This is a genomic window from Mesoflavibacter zeaxanthinifaciens DSM 18436 (assembly GCF_000422365.1).
Lineage (GTDB): Bacteria > Bacteroidota > Bacteroidia > Flavobacteriales > Flavobacteriaceae > Mesoflavibacter > Mesoflavibacter zeaxanthinifaciens.
This window is the reverse complement of record NZ_AULQ01000005.1, coordinates 149928-170763: the sequence shown is the minus strand read 5'-3', so window position 1 is coordinate 170763 and position 20836 is coordinate 149928. Positions and strand designations below refer to the sequence as shown.

Genomic DNA, 20836 nt, shown 5'->3' with positions numbered 1-20836 from the left:
AATGCCTGAATTTAATCAGGCATTTGCCAATCTAATAAAAGTGCTATTAATCATATATTCACTATAAGATTCAATTACTAAGATTGGGGTATATCTATGTAATAAATTTTTAGTTTTTGGCTAAAACAATCCCATGTTTAGACTCTGAAGAGATGCTAAAATCTGTATTAAAAATTTTAGTCATTATTACAATAAAGAGAATACATAGTAAAATTCTAGCTATAGTCTTCATAATAAATGTAGGTTTTAATTAAGAAAACAATCAAATAAAAGGTTTTTTTAAATCTTAGCAAAACTAATAACTCAAAAATCGTTAAAAAACGTCGATTTTTAACACTTTAACGATTTCGATGGTTGTTTTGTAAGGAAATAGTGACTTTTATCGATGATTTTAGTCAATCCACTCAAAACCAGTATAAGGCACTAAAACATCTGGTATTTTAATTCCTTTTTCGGTTTGGTAATTTTCTAATATACCTGCTAAAACACGAGGTAAAGCTAATGAGCTACCATTTAATGTATGAGCAAGCTCGTTTTTACCTTCTTTATTTTTAAACCTAAGCTTTAAACGATTAGCTTGATAGGTTTCAAAATTAGATACACTAGATATTTCTAACCAACGGTCTTGAGCAGTAGAAAATACTTCAAAATCAAAAGTTAAAGCAGATGTAAATCCAATATCACCACCGCATAATCGTAAAATACGATAAGGTAATTTTAACTCTTTTAAAATCTCTTTTATATGATTAACCATGCTATCTAAAGCATTATAAGAATTATCAGGATGTTCTACTCTAATAATTTCTACTTTATCAAATTGGTGTAAGCGGTTTAAGCCACGTACGTGTGCACCGTAACTTCCAGCTTCACGTCTAAAACAAGGTGTATATCCTGTAATACCAATTGGTAAATCACTTTCGTTTAATAATACATCTCTAAAGATATTAGTACCTGGTACTTCTGCTGTAGGGATAAGGTATAAGTTGTCTCCTGTAACGTGATACATTTGTCCTTCTTTATCTGGTAATTGACCTGTACCAAAACCAGATGCTTCGTTTACTAAATGAGGAAACTGAAACTCTGTGTATCCTGCTTCTGTATTTTTATCTAAAAAGTAAGAGATTAAAGCGCGTTGTAATCTTGCACCTTTACCTTTGTATACAGGAAAACCTGCTCCAGTAATTTTATTACCAAGCTCAAAATCGATTATATCGTATTTTTTAGCTAATTCCCAATGTGGTAAAGCTTCGCTGTGTAATTGAGGTATTTCTCCTTCTTTATAAATCTCTTCGTTATCTTCATCGGTATTTCCCGATGGGACACTGTCGTGTGGCACGTTAGGGATTTGATAAAGCAGTTGGTTTAAAGCGTCTGCCTTTTGGTTTAGCTGTTCTGATAAGGTTTTAGAGCTTTCTTTTAAATCGCCAGTTTTAGCTTTAAGTGCATTAGCTTCTTCAGCTTTACCAGATTTAAACAACATACCAATTTCTTTGGAGATACTGTTAGATTCTGCCAATACATTATCTAATTGTGTTTGTAGTGCACGGCGTTCTTCATCTAAAATAATTACTTGGTCAATTAAAGGTTTAGCATCAATATTTCTTACAGCTAAACGTTTTATAACCGCTTCTTTGTTCTCTCTAATAAAAGGTAGTTGTAACATTGTTTTTTTATTATTTGGGCGTTACCTAAAGGTCAGGCTTTCAGTTATATCTTTTTTTGCCATATGTGGCAGCAAAAAAAGGATGCCACTTCAATCCTTAACGCAAATAAGTAACGCTAAAATTAAGTGGTAAAAGTAGTAAGATTTTGGGTTTATAAAAACAAATTATTTATCTAATTGAGAAGGTAATAACCAATCACTGTGTTTGTGCCAATACCAAGGGACAGCAGCTAAATCTACATTTTTGTCTATAAGACGTCTGTAAGGTCTACCATTAACGCTAACTTTTGCGTCTACAAAGACCATAATGTCTTTACCGTTTTTAGCGTATTCTTTCTTTAAATGCTGTGCAAATTGCCATATCACATCTGGTTTACAGCTAGCAGATCTAATTTGCTTTTTAGTTAGATAGTTAGACATTACAATAAACTCTGACTTATTAGTTGCTTTATCTATAATTTTATAACTAGTTCTTCCTGATTTAGATCTTAACATCATTCGCCAAGATAGTCTGTGACCTTCTTCTGTCCATAACACATTGTCTGTAAAAACATGTTGTCTTAAAGGAAGTGCTATTTGAATGACAAAGTATATAACACCAATACTAACTAAAATAGGTTTGTAGCCTTTTACAATAATTTCAGCTTTTGTGTAAAGTGGTTTATTTTTTAAAAATATGTTTTTGACTTTTTCAGGTTCAAAGAAGAAAAGCGAAAACGCTAAAGCTAAATAAGGAAATATACCTACTTGAAAAACAATAGAGTTAAATAAATGAAAGAAAATAGAGGCAACAAACATATATTTTCTTGTTGGTTTGTAAAGTAGTAGTGGTATTACTAATCCATCATAGAGTATTCCTCCATAAGCAATTAATTGAGCTATAAATTTATATTGAAGTAAATCTCCAATTATCATATAATTAGACTTATTAGCCATTAATTGTTTAGGTACCGATAGGTCTAGCCAATCAGGATATATTTTTGCAATAGAAGCGTAAGTGTATAGTATAAGTAATTGTATAACAAAAACCCATTTTACCCAACTAGGCATGCTAATTTGTTTAATATTTGGATTTATTTTTACATCTAAAGAAGCGTATCTATTTGCTGGTAAAAATACCATTATGGCGCTTAACAGCATTAATAAGTAATAATGGTTGTTATAAGAGGATTTTTGCATTAAATAAGTACATGACCACATTAAAGTAAATGCTAACATGCTTAATCTATATTTGTAACCAAGCATTATTAATAAGCCAAAAATACCCATCAATACATAATACACATACATCCAATTACCAGGTAAAGGTTGTAAAAATTCGAAACCAATAAAATTGAAAGTAAACTTAGGTTCTACTAAAGTACGTGTAACCCATCCAGTAAAAATAGCGCCAACAGATTCTAAAAAACAAAGAGCTCCAAAAATAATACGAAATACTATTAGAGAACTATTATCAATTTGTTTAAATAAGAACTTGTTAAGCATGAGATTTTATAAATTCTAAAGCATTTTTTTTATCAATATGAAGCTGACTTTGTAATTCTTGAACAGAATTAAACTTTTGTTCATCACGAAGTCTTTGTAATAATTCTATTTTTAAATTTTGTCCGTAAAGGTCTTTATTAAAATCAAAAAAATGAGTTTCTATAGTTTGATGTTTGCCATTTACTGTTGGGTTGTGACCAATATTCATCATACCATAGACTGTAATATTATCTATTATTGACTTTACAATATAAACACCATGTTTTGGTATAAGTTTATAGGTTTCTTCTATGTGTAAATTAGCTGTTGGATAATTAATAGTTTGACCTAATTTTTTCCCATCAATAACTTTACCAGTTAGCATAAAGTTGTAGCCTAAATAAGTATTAGTAGTTTTTATGTTGCCTTCTTGTAAAGCGGCTCTAATTTTTGTAGAGCTTACCGCTACATCGTTAATGTCTTGTTTAGAAATTTCTTCGACTTCAAAATCAAAATCCTTTCCAAATTGTTTTAAATCTTCAATGTTAGCATTTCTATTTCTACCAAAATGATGATCGTATCCAATAATGATGTGTTTTGCTTTAAGATGATCTACAAGAATGTTTTTTACAAAATCTTCGGCTGTTAGTCTAGAAAATTCTTTTGTGAATTCTTTTATGACTAAGTTAGAAATACCGAATTGTTTAAGAATGTCTTTTTTCTCATCAATTGTATTGATAAGTTTAATATTGGCATCTTTTTGTAAAACCATTCTAGGATGCGGGAAGAAGGTTAATAGTGAAGGTGTAAGATTTTTGATTTTTGAAATTTCAACCAAACGTTTGATGATTTTTTGATGTCCAATGTGTACACCATCAAAGGTGCCAATGGTTAAGACTGTATGGTTTGAGCTTTTGTTTTTCACTATTTAATTTCTAGATATACAAAAATAAAAAAGCCAATTGATTTTACTCAATTGGCTTTAGTTATTTATTTCCTAAACTATTTATTTTTTGATAAATGGTAAAGTTAAGTTTCTATTTGATTTAGAAATTTTTATAAAATACATTCCGTCGCTAAAAGGTGTTGTATCAATTGTTAAATCACTAGCATTATTAATTTTATTGTCAATTAATAATTGACCTAACATATTGTAAACCTTATAAGAGTCTGGCATGTCATTTTGGTTATCTACTTTAATGTTTAAAACAGAAACTGTTGGGTTTGGATAGATAGAGATGCTATTAGCTAATTCAAAATCGTTATTTGATAAAAATGCTAATTGACTACCAAAGTAATAAGTACCAGCAATACCCATACTAAGGTTTGCAGTAAGCTTATAATCTGATCCAAAAGTAGAGTTTGTTACAGCAACAACTTCTCCTGTAGTTTCGTTTAATACAAATAAATCATTTATAGTATTACCAGTTGCAGTTTCCCATGCTGAAATTTCTGCTTGAGTAAAGTAGAAATTAATTGTAGCAGCATCTGAAGTACTTGCATTTGCTGTAGTAATGTCAAATGTTTTAGCAGTAACATAACCAGCAGGATCAGTACCACCATTATATGCTACAGCATCTGCTCCTGCAGTCGCTACGTCTCTAGATACAGCAACAGTAGTACATCCATAATTAAATCCAGAAGTATTATCTATATCTGTCATAATATCTCCTGTTGTTACGTCTGTAGAGTATACTAATCCAGAAGTTAATAAATTAAATTGATCTGGAGTAGATGTATTAACGTCTGTTTGAACACTAGTATCAAAAGTAGCGCTAACTCTTACATCATCAAGCTCTATAGAGAATTGATCTGATACGTTATGATGTCTAAATCCTACATAAATAGTTTGTCCTATAAAGCTAGATATATCTATTGTTCTTGTAGTTAAAGTGTTTATTCCATCAAGAGTACTTTCGTTAAAGCTTGTTGGAGACGCTTGTAAAGCAGTTATAGTGTTAGAAGTTGAAACATAAACTGTATAGTTTTCTACATCCCAGTCTGGATCTACAGCAGCTATTTTCCATTGTAATTGTAAAGATCCTGTAACAGAAGTTAAATCTATAGCTGGTGTAATTGCCCAGTTATCTGGAGTTAAAGCTCCAGTAGTACTTACCCAAGAAAAAGATCTTAAAACAGAAATGTCTCCTGCACCTAAACCAGAATCTGTTAATGTAACAGGAATCCAATTGTTAGTATCTCCATCAGAGTCAATAAATGACCAATCAGAAACATCACCATCGTTAAAATCGTCAAAGAATAAATCTGTAGTTGTAGTTGTTGTTACAGCTTCATCATCATTAATAATCATTGTTTCGTAAACATTTGAAGATGCAGTTACGTTTCCTGTAGTAGAAACATTTACAGATAATGAAATTGTTTCATCAGCTTCTACAAAGTTATCATTAAAGATTCTTAGTGTAACTGAGTTACTTGGAGTTGTTGAACCAGAAGCAAAAGTTACAGAGTTGTTAATAAGTTCGAAGTCTTCATTTTCTGTAGCAGTTCCTGTGTTAACTAAACTAGCAGTTGCAGAAGCGTTACCTGATATAGACATTGTTAAGTCAATTGTTATGTCTTGGAAGTTACAATCACTTCCTTCTGTAACATTTTCAGGTAAAGCTGTAGTTACATATACTGTTGGTGATATAGAACAAGCAGTTGAAGAGTTTAACTCGACACGTCTTGGTGCATTTGCCATAATGGCTTGTATACGGTCTTTTTGATCTTGAGTAAACGTATCCATACAAGCATCATTAGTATAATCCATGTAGTTTTGTACTTGATCAAAATCAGGGTTGTCAGTACAAGAGTTATTAAAAAGATTACAAGTATAGTTTGGTGCTGCAGCATTTGGTGTATCAGCACAATAGTCATCTACACTACAATTTCCGTCTCCCCAAATATGACGTAAACCTAACCAGTGACCAACTTCATGAGTCATTGTTCTTCCTAGGTTGTAAGTACCATCAAGCATAAAAGTACCATCGTTTTCAGCAATGGTTCCCATAACATAATAACCAGCTACTACACCATCAGTACTAGCCATTCCGCCAGTCGGATTTAAACCAGGTAAATTAGGTGTATTGTCAGGAAATTGAGCGTAACCTAATAATCCTCCTAATCCAGGATTAAAAAGGTCATTAATAGGATTCCCTCCTGGATTTATTGTCCACATGTTTAAATATTTGGTAGGGTCCCATTGTGTAACAGACTTCATAGACTCCACATTAGGTCTAGTTTCCCAATCAGTTGGGTCTGCAGGTGTTTGACTATTACTATAAGGTGTTATGTTATGTCTAACAATACCTGTAGTAGGTGCGCCATTGGGATCTACTTGAGCAATACAGAAGTTAATTTCAACATCTACAGCAAGACCTGTAGTGTTTGCTCCACCAGGTGTTCCAGCAAGACGTCTGTAATCTTCATTTAAAACTTGAATTTGTGATAATGCTTGAGCATCAGTAATATTTGGTCCGGTACCAACTGCTTCACCTGTATGAACAACATGTATTACAACAGGAATATTATAAATTACTTGCTGCGATTCAGATCTTTGACTTGCTCTGTTTGCTTTTATTTCAGCAATTTTAGGAGCTAACCAATTTTCAAAATCAGTTCTGTCAGCTCTGTTGCGATATTGTTGCTGTAAAGCCTTTTCGTTTTCGTCAGTCAAACATCTTGCAAATCCAGTTTGGTTTATAGATTCTTTAGTTTGATCTGTAAGTTGGAAGTTCTGACCGTTAGTTGCTTTTTTATTTTGATTATTTTGAGCTTTTAAGGAGAAGCTTACAAATAAAATAAATAATAAAGCACTTAGAGTAGAGTTTTTCATTTATAGAATTTTTAAAATTATAGCCCAAATTTACTTAAAAATTAATTATTAGTAAGTTAATTTAATGGGTTTGTTTTAAATATTAACTATTTTTATAAGCAATTGAAATTTTAAATTATGAAACAACAACTACTTTTAACTGTCTTCATTTTATCTTTTTTCTCTGGTTTAGCGCAAAATTCATGGAAAAAAATATCAAGTAATAGTATTGAAAATGTTAACTTAAAGAAGTTTGATTCTAATCATTCAGCTTTATTTAGTCTGGATATTGAAGCTTTTAAGGCAAAATTACAAAGCGCTCCATTAAGGTCAAATTCTAATGGTCAGTCCAGTACAATTGTGTCGATACCTGATGAAACTGGTAAAGCACTTCAATTTAGAGTTGTGGAAGCTCCTGTTTTATCTAAAGAATTATCGATACAATATCCTAATATAAAAACCTATTTAGGTTCTCTTGTAAACGATGTTACTACTAGAGTTAGGTTTAGCGTAACTCCGTTAGGTGTTAATGTTATGATTACACGAGCAAATCAAGAATTAACATTAATACAACCAGTGTCTAGATTTTCTAATGTAGAACATATAGCTTACAAAAGAAAATCTATAAATGAAGATGTTAAGAGGTTTGAATGTCTAACTGATGAAACTAAAAATAGAGATCAAAACATAGGTCAGTCTAGAATAATGGATGCAAATGACCAGTTATTAAGAGATTATAGAATTGCAGTTTCTACAAACGGAGAATATACCCAATTTTGGGATGATGGTAACGCAGCAAACGGAGACGCTCAACAAGATGCTTTAGCGCAAGTTGTATCTACATTAAACAGAGTAAATGAGGTTTATGAAGTGGATATGGCAATAACATTTACATTAGTTACAGGAACAGAAATTATTTTTCCTGATCCAACAACAGATCCTTACACGGGTAGCTTTAATAGCCAATTGCAAAACGAATTAACAAGTACCGTAGGAGAAGCAAATTATGATATTGGACATTTATTTGCTTATGGAGGTAATAATGGTAATGCAGGATGTATTGGCTGTGTTTGTGAAGATAATCAAAAAGGAAGCGGGTTTTCTTCTCACTCTTTCTTAGATAATGATGGTGGAGCTTACATGTCAGACTTTTTTGATATTGATTATGTGCCTCATGAGATTGGTCATCAAATGGGAGCTAATCATACCTTTGCTTTTAATACAGAAGGAACTGGTGTAAATTCAGAACCAGGAAGTGGTACAACAATTATGGGATATGCTGGTATTACTGGTGCAAATGATGTGCAAGATCATAGTGATGCTTATTTTCATTATCATAGTATTAATCAGATTTTAACAAATGTAGCATCAGCACCAAACAATTGTGCAACAACAACAGCTATTACAAATAATCCTCCAGTAGCTAATGCTGGTTTAGATTATACAATACCTAATGGTACTGCTTTTGTCTTAAAAGGAGCTGCTACTGATGCGGATTCTGGAGATGTATTAACTTATACTTGGGAACAAATAGATAGCGGATCTACAACTAGTACGTCTTTTGGACCAGCGCATACAGGTCCTGTATGGAGATCTAGACCACCAAGTACCAATCCAGATAGATATATGCCAATAATAGAAAGAGTTATTGCAGGTGAATTAACAGAAACTAACCCTGTAGAAACTTTTGATAATAGTTCTTGGGAAACCGTATCTACCATAGGTAGAACGTTAAATTTTGCTTTAACTGTAAGAGATAGATCAGATGCTGGAGGAGTTGGTCAAACACCACAAAGTGATTTTGATACTATGACAGTAACAGTAGATGGTAGTTCTGGACCATTTGCTGTCACTTCTCAAACTTCTGCAGTTACATGGGACGCTGGTTCTACAGAAACAATCACATGGGATGTAGCTGGTACAGATACTGGTTCTGTTAACACACCTACAGTTAATATAAAACTGTCTACAGATGGTGGTTTTACTTATCCTTTTATATTAGCTACTAATGTGCCAAATGATGGTGCGCATGATATTACAGTTCCTGTAACTGGCGGAGATACTGCTACAGCAAGAGTAATGGTAGAAGGTAATAACAATATTTTTTATGCAATTAATACTACTAATTTTAACATACAAGAATCAGAATTTGTTATAACAGCAAATAATACTCCTGTTGATGTTTGTAGCCCTAATGACGCTGTGTTTAATTTTACCTACAATACTTTTTTAGGTTTTTCAGGAACAACCACTTTCTCTACTTCTGGTTTACCTGCAGGTACAACTGCAACTATAACTCCTACAACAGCTACAGCAGACGGAACAGCAGTAACAGTTACAGTAACAGGTATCGGAGGTTTGTCAATAGGAAATTATCCGTTTACGCTAACAGGAACATCAGGTTCAATTACTAGTTCTGCAAATGTAGAATTCAATGTAAATGACACAAATTTTTCAACCATCAACACTTTAACACCTGCTTTAGGCGTAACAGATGTGGCGCCATCTAATGCTGTGTTTACATGGGATGCAGACCCAAATGCGACTTCTTATGAGTTAGATATTGCTACAGATTCTGGTTTTACTTCTATAATAGATAGTCAAACATTAACATCAAATAATTACACATCAACAAGCTTAGCAACTCAAACAATGTATTGGTGGAGAGTTAGAGCTGTAAACGATTGTGGTAATGGTGCTTATGCTACTTCAAATTTTGAAACAGCAAACATAGCGTGTAATACATATACTTCTAATGATACACCAATTGCAATACCAGATAGTAATACAACAGGAATATCTTCTATAATTACAGTTACAGATGTTAGCTCTATAATAGATGTAAATGTTACAATTAATATTACTCATTCTTATGTTTCAGACTTAACGGTTTCATTAGTTAGTCCTGCAGGTACAGAGATAGATTTAAGTTTTGAAAATGGTGGTTCGGGTATGAATTATACAGACACGGTATTTGATGATGATGCTGCTAACCCAATTGCAAGTGGTACAGCGCCATTTACTGGTGTTTATCAACCTACCGAAGCGCTTTCTATATTAAACTCTGAGTTTTCTTCTGGAGATTGGACATTAAAAGTTATAGATAGCTACGGTTTTGATACTGGAGATTTAGTAAATTGGTCAATCGAGATTTGTGGCTCACCACAGAATGATACAGATGGAGATGGTGTACCAGACGGATCTGATAATTGTGTAAATACTCCAAATTTTGATCAAGCCGATGTAGACGGAGATGGAATAGGAGACGTGTGTGACGATGATATTGATAATGACGGTATTTTAAATACTTCAGATAATTGTATCTATACTCCAAACGCAGACCAAGCAGATGCAGATGGAGATGGTATTGGAGATGTATGTGATGTAGAATGTACTGTTTATAGTGCAACAGATTTACCAATTACAATTGCTTCAACTGGAGCAGATGCTAATTATACTTCCGTAATTAATATTTTAGAAGACGCACCAATTGCAGATGTTAATGTTACGATAAGTATTAATCATACTTGGAATAGTGATATAGATGTTTCTTTGATAAGTCCTGCAGGAACAATTATAGAGTTATCTACAGGAAACGGAGGTAGTTCTGATAATTATACTAATACAGTTTTTGATCAAGACGCGACAGCTTCTATTACAACAGGAAGTGCTCCTTTTACAGGAGTGTTTATACCAGAAGGTGATTTGTCTTTATTAAACGGAGAAATGTCTGCAGGAAATTGGACCTTATCTGTAGATGATACTTATGGTCCTGAAGATGGAGGAACAATTTTGTCTTTTGATTTAGAGTTGTGCTTGTTTAGTGCTTTATCAATTGGAAATGATGTTTTAAATAACACTGAGTTTAGTGTTTATCCTAATCCTAATAATGGAGAATTTACCATTAAAATGAAAAACACAGTTTTTAAAGAAGATGTAGAAATTTATGTTTATGATATAAGAGGAAGAAAAGTATTTTATCAAAGTTTTAAAAACTCAAATAATTTTATTCAACAAATTAGATTAAATGATGTTGAGTCAGGAATGTATATACTTAATGTAACAGATGGAGAAAATACTAAAACTAAAAAACTTATTATAGATTGATTTTTAGCATAGTAGTAAAAAAAAGGGAAGCTAATTTAGCTTCCTTTTTTTATTTACCGTTAAAGGTATTCATTGTGTTATTAACTCCAGCTGTACCAAAAGATTTAATTAGTTCTATACTTTTGTCTAAGCGTTCGGGTAGTTTTTGGTTTTCTTCTTCATCCCATTCTCCTAAAACGTAGTCTACTTGTCTGCCTTTACTAAACGCGTCGCTTATGCCAAATCTAAACCTATTGTATTTAGTTGTGTTTAATTTTTCTTGAATATCTTTTAAGCCATTATGTCCTCCGTCACTACCTTTAGTTTTTAAACGCAAAGTACCAAAAGGTAGATTTAAGTCGTCAGTGATAACTAATAAGTTTTCTAAGGGTATTTTTTCTTTAGTCAGCCAATATTGTACAGCTTTTCCACTAAGATTCATATAGGTGTTAGGCTTTAAAAGTATAAATGTTCTTCCTTTAAATTTATAAGTGGTAACATCTCCTAGTTTAACTGTCTCAAAAGTTAATTCTTCTTTAGACGCTAATTTGTCTAAAATTTTAAAACCGATATTATGTCTTGTATTTGTGTACTTTTCGCCAATATTTCCTAAGCCAACAATTAAAAATTTTTTCATAGGGTTTTGTTCTTTAACTAATACAGTTGGATTTTTTTTAAATAATTTTTTGAAAAAATCACACATCTTATTAAAGTTTTTTTTCAAAAATAAAAAAAGCATCCTGAATTAACAGAATGCTTTATTTATGAGTTTAAAAAGAGTTTATTCTTTTACAGCAGCAACATCGTCTGTTTCAGTTGCTGGTACGTCTTCATCTTCATCTTCATCGTCAGCAGCAACAGCCATAGATGCTCTAGAACGTCTTACTTGACAAACTACAGTGTTATCTGGGTGCATAAATTTGAAGTCTTCACTGTTTAAAGCAGTAATATAAAGCTTATTACCAATCTTTAAATCTGTAATATCTGCTTCGATGTAATCAGGTAAATTACCAGGTAACGCTTTTACACGTAAGCTACGTTTGTTTTTACGTAAAACACCACCATTTCTTACACCTCTAGAGTTACCTGTGAATTGTACAGGAATTTCCATTGTTACTTCTTTGTTATCAAATAATTGATAGAAGTCAATGTGTAAAATATTATCTGTTACTGGGTGAAACTGAATGTCTTGTAAAATAGCATTGTAAGTGTCACCATTTTCCAGCTCAATCACAACTGTATGCGCATTTGGCGTGTATACTAGTTTTGAGAAGGCTAATTCTGGTGCAGAGAAATGCACTGGGTTGTCTCCTCCGTATAATACGCAAGGAACCTGACCAGCATTACGTAAGGCTTTTGTTGCTTTTTTGCCCACGCTTTCTCTTTGAGATCCGTTGATTGTAATTGATTTCATAATTGTTATTTATATTTATTTAATTATTTCTACATTATAAATTTTGAGCTTATTGATGCATTATGGTGTACGTTATGCATTACTTCTGCAAATAAATTTGCGCAGCTTAAAACTTTTACTTTTTTGCTTTCTTGTTTAAGAGGTATAGAATCTGTTACAATTAACTCTTCTAATCTAGAGTTTTCTAATCTCTCATAAGCGGTGCCAGATAATATTGGATGAGTACAAATCGCTCTTACGCTTTTTGCTCCTCTTTCCATCATTAAATCGGCAGCTTTGGTTAATGTTCCAGCAGTATCAACCATATCATCAACTAATACAACATTTTTACCCGTTACGTCACCAATAAGTTCCATATGAGAAATTACATTGGCTTTAGCACGTTGCTTATAGCATATTACTACATCGCTTTGCAATGCTTTAGAGTATGCGTAGGCACGTTTTGATCCTCCCATATCTGGAGAAGCTATAGTTAAATTGTCTAAATTTAACTCCTTTAAATAAGGTAAAAATATAGTAGATGCAAATAAGTGATCTACTGGTTTTTCAAAGAACCCTTGTATTTGGTCTGCATGCAAATCCATTGTTATAATGCGAGTTGCTCCTGCAGTTTCCAACATTTTTGCAACTAATTTTGCTGCAATTGGTACTCTTGGTTTGTCTTTTCTGTCTTGTCTAGCCCAACCAAAATAAGGTAGTACTGCTGTTATGTGTCTTGCAGATGCACGTTTAGCGGCATCTATCATTAATAACATTTCCATTAAATTTTCAGAACTAGGATTTGTAGATCCAATTATGAAAATTCTTGTTCCTCTTATAGATTCTTCATAAGAAGGTTGGAACTCTCCATCGCTATACGTTGAGGTAATAATTTTACCTAGATTAGTACCGTAAGCAGCCGCAATTTTTTCTGCTAAAGCTTTACTTTGCGTTATAGAAAATATTTTGGCTTCTGTTGTTGTACTAGACATAGTAATGTGTTGTTAAGCAGCACTTAAGACTACAGATTTTTATTTGAGGTGCAAATTTAGTATAATTTTTCAGCTTTAAAAGACATTAGTAGCTATTTTTAGTATAAAAGATTAAAATTATATTTAATTTTGCACTTCCTAATTGCTCAAGTGGCGGAATTGGTAGACGCGCCGGATTCAAAATCCGGTTTCTTCGGAAGTGTGGGTTCGATTCCCACCTTGAGTACAAAGTCTTCTAAATGTGTTGTTTAGAAGACTTTTTTTATGAGGATTGTCTGTTTTGAATTTTTGAAGCGACTACTATATTTTCAAATGGTTTCTCAGGAAATTTTAATCGATCTATCAATAATTTTGTGGCTTTTCTTCCTATTTCTATACCATTTTGACTTATAGTAGATAATTCTGGCGTTAGATGAGATGCTGTTCTTTCACTAGAATAGCCAATAATAGCAACGTCTTTAGGTATTTCTAATCTTTTTTCTTTAACAGATTTTAGACCAGATAATGATGATTGAATATCTAATGCTATTATAGCATCTGTTTGATTATTACTTAAAAATAAATCTGTTTCTTTTTTTATACCTTCTTCGGTTGATGATACTACATAAGACTCTAAAAACTCTATTCCGTTTTCATTAAGCGCTTGTTTGTAACCTGCTATTCTTGATTTACCAACTGTTAAGTTGCTAATAGTTGATACTAGTGCTATCTTTTTTCTTCCAGATTTTATTAAATGTGATGTAGCTTTGTAAACTGCTTCTTTATCATCTACCAAAACTTTATCACAATTAATATCTTTAACCACTCTGTCAAACATGACAATAGCTTTTTTGTTATCTAGAGCAGATGTAAAATGGGTATATTCTTTTTTAATTTGAGTTTCTTCAGAAGCGGTTACTATAAAACCGTCTACAATTCCGTTTGAGAAATGGTTTAAGTTATTAGATTCTTTTTCTAAAGATTCATTAGTAAGACTAACAACTAAGTTGTAGTCAGTTTTTGCAATTTCTTGTTCAATACCATATAAAACTTGTGCAAAAAAGAAGTTTTGTACACTTGGGATAACTACAGCTATTGTTTTGGTAGTTCCAGATTTTAAATTTCTGGCTAATACATTAGGTTGATATTTATGAAGTGCAGCAAGTTCTTTTACTTTAGTTTTGGTATCATGACTAATTTCTGGGCTATCATTTAATGCTTTAGATATTGTTGATATTGAAACACCTAATATTTTTGATAACTCTTTTAATGTGATGCTTTTCTTCATTTTTTCTGAATTTCCCAAGTATTAAATTTACAAATTCCTACTATAATAGCAAGAATTAATATTGTTTTTTGTTTTATCTAATTGCTTCTTTAAAAAAGAAAGCTGGTCTACCTTTAGCTTCTGGTTTATATTTAAAAATAGATCCTGCTAGAGGATATTTTTCTCTTTCTTCATTTGTCATATCGTTGGTAGACGTTGTGATATATAAAACATCCAAGTTTTTGCCTCCAAAAGCACAAGATGTTACATTATGTGCAGGTACTTCTATTTTTGAAATTAGCTGTCCTGTTTTTGGATTAAATTGCGCTACAGCATTACCATTCCATAAAGCAACCCATAACATATCATTTTGATCAATAGTCATTCCGTCTGGATAACCTAAAGATTCAGGTACATTAATGGCAACTTTTTCGTTAGAAATTGTACTGGTCTTTATGTCGTAATCATAACTTTTAATGGTTTTGGTTGGTGTGTCTATATAATACATGGTTTTTGCATCTTTAGACCAAACAATTCCGTTAGAAATTGTAACGCTATCAATCATTTTTGTTGTAGTTCCGTTAGGTGCTACTTTATATAAGCTTGCTTTAGGTGAAGATTCTTTTAAATGCATAGAACCAACCCAAAAATTTCCTTGTGGGTCACACTTTCCGTCATTAAAACGGTTCTCTGTCATCGAAGCTTCAATATCAGAAATTTGATTTAATTTTCCGTTGTCTAAATTTACCTGATATATACCATCTTCAAGAGCTATAACCGCTTGCTGTTTTGTGTAAGGGACAACGGTTCCTATTTTTGATGGTGTTTTAATTACGTTATTATTTTTTGTTTTAGGGTTATATATATTTAGTGTTTGCCCTTCAATATCTACCCAGTATAATTCTTCAGTTTTATAATTCCATATAGCGCCTTCACCTAATTTAGAGCTAATTTTATATTCTAAAGTAGCAATATTAGTAATCTCATTTTTTTCTACTGGTGTTTTATTTTCCTTACAACTAGTTAACGTTAATATTGAAAATAGAAGTGTAAGTGGTATAAATTTAAAAATTGTTTTTACCATTAGTATTAGATGCGAATTGAGTATTTTTTTTGCGAAGATACAACCAAAAATAAGTTTTAAGTTTTGACATAAGTAAATATTGAAATTACTTTTGCGTTTTTTTACTTTTTGTATATTTACCCAACCCTAAAAATAACACCTAATGTTTAACGACTTTTGGCAAACTGTACAATATGGAATGAATCATGTGCTAGATATTAACGCATATGACCATGTATTATTTTTAATCGTATTAGCTGTACCTTATTTATTTAGAGATTGGAAACGCGTTTTATTACTGGTTACCATGTTTACAGTAGGACATACTTTATCTTTAATTTTGTCTGTTTATGGTCATGTACGTGTACAAGCAAGTTTGATTGAGTTTTTAATACCAATTACCATTTTAATAATGGCAGTTTACAATGTGTTTACTGCTGGTAAGCAAAAAAATAGTCAGAAAATAGGTATTCTATTTGTGTCGACATTATTTTTTGGTTTAATACACGGTTTTGGTTTTGGAAGAGAGTTTAGAATGAACTTAGACTCTGGTGATAATAAATTTATAGCTTTATTAGAGTTTGCTTTAGGTATAGAAATAGCGCAAATAATAATAGTCTTTATTGTTCTATTTTTAGGATATATATTTCAAACAATATTTAGGTTTTCTAAAAGAGATTGGATGATGGTAGTCTCTTCAATAGTAATAGGACTAGTAATTCCGATGTTAATAGATAATTGGATTTTATAGTAATTAAATATTAAAAAGAGCCAATTTTATCTAAAGTTTTCATAAAACTTATCCTTTTAAATTGTAATTAAAATACTAACCTTATATCTTCGTTATAGGTTTGGGTTAGGTTTTTTGTTTGTCTACCTAAACATCCGACAAAAACTAACTACATGTCCAAAAAAAAACAATTGAAATACGATAAGGCGTATTTGCGTATAGCTAAAGAATGGGGGAAATTATCTTACTGTAAACGCAAACAAGTTGGCGCAGTTATTGTAAAAGATAGAATGATAATCTCTGATGGTTATAACGGAACACCAACAGGTTTCGAAAATTTTTGCGAAGATGAAGAAGGTTACACCAAATGGTATGTTTTACATGCCGAAGCTAATGCAATATTAAAAGTAGCCTCATCAACGCAATCCTGTAAAGGAGCAACATTATATATAACACTATCACCGTGTAAAGAGTGTAGTAAGCTAATACACCAAGCAGGTATAATACGCGTAGTATATAATCAAGGATATAAAGACGATTCTGGTATAAAATTTTTAACCAAAGCAGGTATACAAGTAGAACATATAGAACAATTAGAAGAATAATGTCAAAATTTAAAGTTTACATACCATTTATAATAGGACTAGCAGTAGCAGCAGGCATATTTATTGGTGGTAATTTAGACTTTGGAGACACATCAGATAAACTATTTACATCAAACAGTAAAAAAGACAAGTTAAATAGGCTAATTGATTATATAGATTACGAATACGTAGAAGATGTCAATACAGATAGTATAGTAGACGTTACCGTAAACGGAATATTAGATAACTTAGATCCACATTCGGTTTATATTCCTAAAGAAAAAATGAAACGTTCTGCCGAAAACATGAAAGGAAATTTTGTGGGTATTGGTATTAATTTTTACACATTTAAAGACACAATAACAGTAATAAAAACTGTTGAAAACGGTCCAAGTGCTAAAGCAGGAATAAAAGGTGGCGACCGTATACTAGAAGCAAACGGAAAATCTCTTTTAGGCGAAACAAATGATAGTTTAGTAGAAACTTTACGAGGTAAGCGCTATTCTGAAGTCAAGTTAAAAGTCTACAGAAAAGGCGAACCCAAACTTTTAACCTTTAACGTAACAAGAGATGTTGTACCAATTAAAAGTGTAGATGCAGCATACATGTTAACCGAAGATTTAGGTTACATAAAAATTAATCGTTTTGCAGAAAGCACTTACAAAGAATTTAAAAAAGCATTAAAACATTTAAAAAAAGAAGGTGCAAATAGTCTAGTTTTAGACTTAAGAGAAAACCCTGGAGGATTTTTAGAAATAGCTGTGAATATTGTTGACGAATTTTTAGAAGACAATAAACTTATTGTTTATACAAAAAACAAAAAAGGAGATATAGAAAAAAGCTACTCAACATCTAAAGGAGATTTTGAAACTGGTGAACTTTTTGTAATGATAGACGAAAATTCAGCATCAGCTTCAGAGATTATTGCAGGTGCCTTACAAGATAACGATAAAGGTACAATTGTAGGAAGACGATCTTACGGAAAAGGTTTAGTCCAACGAGAAATGCAATTAGGAGATGGTAGCGCAGTACGCTTAACAGTATCTAAATATTATACACCAACAGGACGATCTATACAAAGGTCTTACGCTAATGGTAATACAGATTACTATGATGATTATTCGTACAGAATGAAAAGTGGTGAGCTAATTGACGAATCTAAAATTGAAGTAGCAGACTCATTAAAATTTACAACACCAAAAGGAAAAGTGGTGTATGGTGGTGGCGGAATTATACCAGATGTTTTTGTGCCTTTAAACAGAAAAATGGAAAACGAAACACTTAGCTTTTTAGAAAGAAAAGGTTTTTTTAATAATTTCATTTTTGAAGAAATAGAAAAAGACCGCAATTATTACTCTTCTATATCAAGACAAGACTTTTTTGATGATTATTTAGTAGAGGATAATATGATTAAAGGTTTTGAAGAGTATTTGAAAATTAAAACAAGATCTAACATTGTTTTTGTAGCCTATAGAGAAGAAGTTAAGCATTACCTAAAAGCTACAATAGCAGAACAGCTATATGGTTTTGGTGCTTACCATAAAATACTTAACAAACATGATGATATGATTGATAAGGTAATCCAATTACATCAGAAAGTAGAAGTTGAAGAGTAATCTTTTCTGTAAGACTAAAATCACCTACGCCTTATCATGCACTTTAGTGTGCTTGCCATTATTCCAAATTGTTAAAATATCTGTAGCAACATGTGCACCGCTACCAGATGCAATTGCAAATTGACTACGCCAACCAGCTAATGTACCTGCTACATATAGGTTTTTTTTAACTAAATGATCTTTGTTTTCTAACCAGATTCTATCTTTTTCAATAACAGCTCTAGGATGAGGTTTTATGTAACTTTCAAGACCTTCAATGTCTAATAAATTAGTATATCCAACAGCAACTACTACACGTTTAGTGTCGTAGCTTTGTTTATTAGTGGTTACAGTAAAGCCAAAGTTAGTTTCTTCAATTTTTTTTACTTTTTCTTTTTCTATTTGCTCTACTTCTGGATATAAGTTAGCTAATTGCTCTTTTCCATCTTTAAGAATATCATCACCTAATGTGCCAGGTTGTAATCCTAATACGTTATTAAATAATGCAGTTTGTAAATGCGAAGCTTTTTGATGCATAATAATAGCAACATTTTTTCCTTCTGCAAAAGGTTTTTTTAACCCAGAACCTAAAACCAATGCACAAGAAAGTCCAGCTGCGCCACCACCAACAATAATTGTATCTTTCATCTTAAAGTCCTTTACTTTTAGCTTCAATTTTTTTAGAAATACGTAAAATTTGAAGTAACATTATAGCGCACAAAGAGGAAACAATCGTAATTAGAGCAATTAAGCTTTGTCCTTCTAGTAAAGCGTCAAGATTTAATTGTGTAGCGTTAAAAATAATTAATGCTACAGCTAATAATGTAAGAATATGTATAAAGGTTTTCATTAGTTTAACGATGTATAAATGCTTTGTAAAAGTTTATACAAAAATACAATATTTAAGCTAATAAGATTTTAATGTTATCGGTAAATAGTTTTACAGCAATAGCTAATAATACTACACCAAAAACTTTTCTAATAATTTGTATACCGTTTTGACCTATTAGTCGCTCTATACGTCTTGATGTTTTTAAAACAATGTATATAACTATAACATTTAAAACTACTGCTACAATTATGTTTTGGATACTATATTCTGCACGCAACGATAATAATGTTGTTAAACTTCCTGGTCCAGCAATAAGCGGAAACGCTAACGGAAAAACAGAAGCTGTCATTGGATTAGTTTCTTCATCTTTATAAAGGGTGATGCCTAAAATCATTTCTAAAGCAATAAAAAACAAAATAAACGCACCTGCAACAGCAAAAGAGTTAACATTAATACCAATTAGATTTAATATACTTTTACCTAAAAACAAAAATGCAATTAAAATAATACCAGCAATAATAGCTGCTTTTTCACTTTGAATATGACCAGCTTTTTTACGTAAATCTATAATAATAGGAATATTACCTACAATATCAATTACAGCAAAAAGGACCATAAATACGGTAAAGATTTCTTTAAAACTTAACGACATAGTATTAGGGTTTAAATTTGGCGCAAAATTAGTTTTAATTCGTTGAAATTCAAGCGAAATATTGATTTCTTTTTAAGGTCTTTTTTTTGAAACAAATAGCTCTATATTTGCAAAAAATATTAAATCAAAATGTTTCAGTTAGGAAAAACTATTGTTTCTGAAGATATTATTGAAAAGGACTTTGTCTGTAATCTATCGGCTTGTAAAGGTGCATGTTGTATAGATGGAGATGCAGGCGCACCATTGTCTAAAGAAGAAGCAGATATTCTTGAAGAAATCTACCCGAAGGTTAAACCTTTTTTACGTAAAGAAGGTATAGAAGCTATAGAAGCACAAGGAACATCTACAACAAACGACTGGGACGAAATTGAAACACCCTTAATTGACAATGCAGATTGTGCCTATGTTATTTTTGATGACAAAAAAACTGCGCTTTGTGGTATTGAAGAGGCTTTTAATAAAGGCAAAATAGATTGGAAAAAACCAATATCTTGTCATTTATATCCAATACGAGTTAAAGATTATACAGAGTTTTCTGCAGTAAACTATGAACGCTGGGATATTTGTGATGATGCTTGCTCATTAGGTAAAGAGCTACAAGTGCCAATTTATAAGTTTGTAAAAGACGCTTTAATAAGAAAGTTTGGAGAAGATTGGTATAGCGAGTTAGAAAAAGTAGCTAATAAAATGAAGTGATTTGTTGTAAACACTATAAAACAAAA

18 protein-coding genes and 1 tRNA gene are annotated in these 20836 nt (G+C 31.7%); 6 read left to right on the top strand and 13 right to left on the bottom strand.

Going from position 1 to position 20836, the window contains the following annotated elements:
* Positions 1 to 109 precede the first annotated feature (109 nt).
* The 5 genes from H574_RS14855 to H574_RS13980 form a co-directional block, all read right to left on the bottom strand.
* A complete protein-coding gene (locus H574_RS14855) occupies positions 110 to 232 on the bottom strand; it encodes a hypothetical protein (protein WP_276202111.1) in 123 nt (40 codons plus the stop codon).
* 159 nt (positions 233 to 391) lie between these two features.
* A complete protein-coding gene (gene serS / locus H574_RS0105250) occupies positions 392 to 1663 on the bottom strand; it encodes a serine--tRNA ligase (protein ID WP_027879555.1) in 1272 nt (423 codons plus the stop codon).
* A gap of 165 nt (positions 1664 to 1828) precedes the next feature.
* Positions 1829 to 3148: an HTTM domain-containing protein gene (locus H574_RS0105245; protein WP_027879554.1), complete on the bottom strand. Its 1320-nt coding sequence runs from the start codon at positions 3146 to 3148 to the stop codon at positions 1829 to 1831.
* Positions 3141 to 4052 (bottom strand): bifunctional riboflavin kinase/FAD synthetase, encoded by a 912-nt coding sequence (locus H574_RS0105240; protein WP_155912586.1) that lies wholly within the window; start codon positions 4050 to 4052, stop codon positions 3141 to 3143. Before H574_RS0105240 ends, H574_RS0105245 begins: the two co-directional genes overlap by 8 nt.
* 81 nt (positions 4053 to 4133) lie before the next feature.
* Positions 4134 to 6962 carry a M43 family zinc metalloprotease gene (locus H574_RS13980; protein ID WP_051169831.1) on the bottom strand — a complete coding sequence of 943 codons (2829 nt, stop codon included), beginning with the start codon at positions 6960 to 6962 and terminating at the stop codon, positions 4134 to 4136.
* A gap of 117 nt (positions 6963 to 7079) precedes the next feature.
* On the opposite strand from H574_RS13980, the gene H574_RS14355 reads away from it, so the two are divergent.
* Entirely contained in the window at positions 7080 to 11048 is a 3969-nt protein-coding gene (locus H574_RS14355; protein WP_051169830.1) for a reprolysin-like metallopeptidase, read from the top strand.
* A 49-nt stretch (positions 11049 to 11097) separates the two neighbouring features.
* Here H574_RS14355 and pth read toward each other — a convergent pair whose 3' ends face one another.
* From pth to H574_RS0105215, 3 genes are all read right to left on the bottom strand, one after another.
* A complete protein-coding gene (gene pth, locus H574_RS0105225; protein ID WP_027879552.1) occupies positions 11098 to 11730 on the bottom strand; it encodes an aminoacyl-tRNA hydrolase in 633 nt (210 codons plus the stop codon).
* Positions 11731 to 11808: 78 nt separating this feature from the next.
* A complete protein-coding gene (locus H574_RS0105220; protein ID WP_027879551.1) occupies positions 11809 to 12441 on the bottom strand; it encodes a 50S ribosomal protein L25/general stress protein Ctc in 633 nt (210 codons plus the stop codon).
* Positions 12442 to 12470: 29 nt separating this feature from the next.
* Entirely contained in the window at positions 12471 to 13412 is a 942-nt protein-coding gene (locus tag H574_RS0105215; RefSeq protein ID WP_027879550.1) for a ribose-phosphate pyrophosphokinase, read from the bottom strand.
* 144 nt (positions 13413 to 13556) lie between these two features.
* Here H574_RS0105215 and H574_RS0105210 point away from each other — a divergent pair.
* Positions 13557 to 13638, top strand: a tRNA-Leu gene (locus tag H574_RS0105210).
* A 36-nt stretch (positions 13639 to 13674) separates the two neighbouring features.
* Here H574_RS0105210 and H574_RS0105205 read toward each other — a convergent pair.
* Both H574_RS0105205 and H574_RS0105200 read right to left on the bottom strand, forming a co-directional pair.
* Positions 13675 to 14679 carry a LacI family DNA-binding transcriptional regulator gene (locus tag H574_RS0105205; RefSeq protein ID WP_027879549.1) on the bottom strand — a complete coding sequence of 335 codons (1005 nt, stop codon included), beginning with the start codon at positions 14677 to 14679 and terminating at the stop codon, positions 13675 to 13677.
* Between the two features lie 73 nt (positions 14680 to 14752).
* Positions 14753 to 15742, bottom strand: coding sequence for an SMP-30/gluconolactonase/LRE family protein (locus H574_RS0105200; RefSeq protein ID WP_051169829.1), 990 nt, complete (start codon positions 15740 to 15742; stop codon positions 14753 to 14755).
* A gap of 142 nt (positions 15743 to 15884) precedes the next feature.
* Between H574_RS0105200 and H574_RS0105195 the strand changes: the two genes are divergently transcribed.
* The 3 genes from H574_RS0105195 to H574_RS0105185 all read left to right on the top strand — a co-directional run bounded on the left by H574_RS0105195 (position 15885) and on the right by H574_RS0105185 (position 18651).
* On the top strand, positions 15885 to 16472 hold the full coding sequence (locus H574_RS0105195; protein WP_027879547.1) for a HupE/UreJ family protein: 588 nt from the start codon (positions 15885 to 15887) through the stop codon (positions 16470 to 16472).
* 152 nt (positions 16473 to 16624) lie between these two features.
* Complete coding sequence (locus H574_RS0105190) at positions 16625 to 17056, top strand: deoxycytidylate deaminase (protein ID WP_027879546.1); 432 nt, start codon at positions 16625 to 16627, stop codon at positions 17054 to 17056.
* A complete protein-coding gene (locus tag H574_RS0105185; RefSeq protein WP_027879545.1) occupies positions 17056 to 18651 on the top strand; it encodes a S41 family peptidase in 1596 nt (531 codons plus the stop codon). Before H574_RS0105190 ends, H574_RS0105185 begins: the two co-directional genes overlap by 1 nt.
* A 24-nt stretch (positions 18652 to 18675) precedes the next feature.
* Here H574_RS0105185 and H574_RS0105180 read toward each other — a convergent pair whose 3' ends face one another.
* From H574_RS0105180 to H574_RS0105170, 3 genes are read right to left on the bottom strand one after another with little or no spacing between them, the layout of a single operon-like run.
* Positions 18676 to 19278: an FAD-dependent oxidoreductase gene (locus H574_RS0105180; protein WP_027879544.1), complete on the bottom strand. Its 603-nt coding sequence runs from the start codon at positions 19276 to 19278 to the stop codon at positions 18676 to 18678.
* 1 nt (position 19279) lies between these two features.
* The gene (locus H574_RS0105175; protein ID WP_027879543.1) at positions 19280 to 19480 is read right to left on the bottom strand and encodes a hypothetical protein; all 201 of its coding nucleotides are present in this window, start codon (positions 19478 to 19480) and stop codon (positions 19280 to 19282) included.
* A gap of 52 nt (positions 19481 to 19532) precedes the next feature.
* Positions 19533 to 20114, bottom strand: a complete 582-nt coding sequence (locus H574_RS0105170; protein WP_027879542.1) for a MarC family protein — start codon at positions 20112 to 20114, stop codon at positions 19533 to 19535.
* 129 nt (positions 20115 to 20243) lie between these two features.
* Between H574_RS0105170 and H574_RS0105165 the strand changes: the two genes are divergently transcribed.
* A complete protein-coding gene (locus H574_RS0105165; RefSeq protein ID WP_027879541.1) occupies positions 20244 to 20810 on the top strand; it encodes a DUF3109 family protein in 567 nt (188 codons plus the stop codon).
* Positions 20811 to 20836 lie beyond the last annotated feature (26 nt).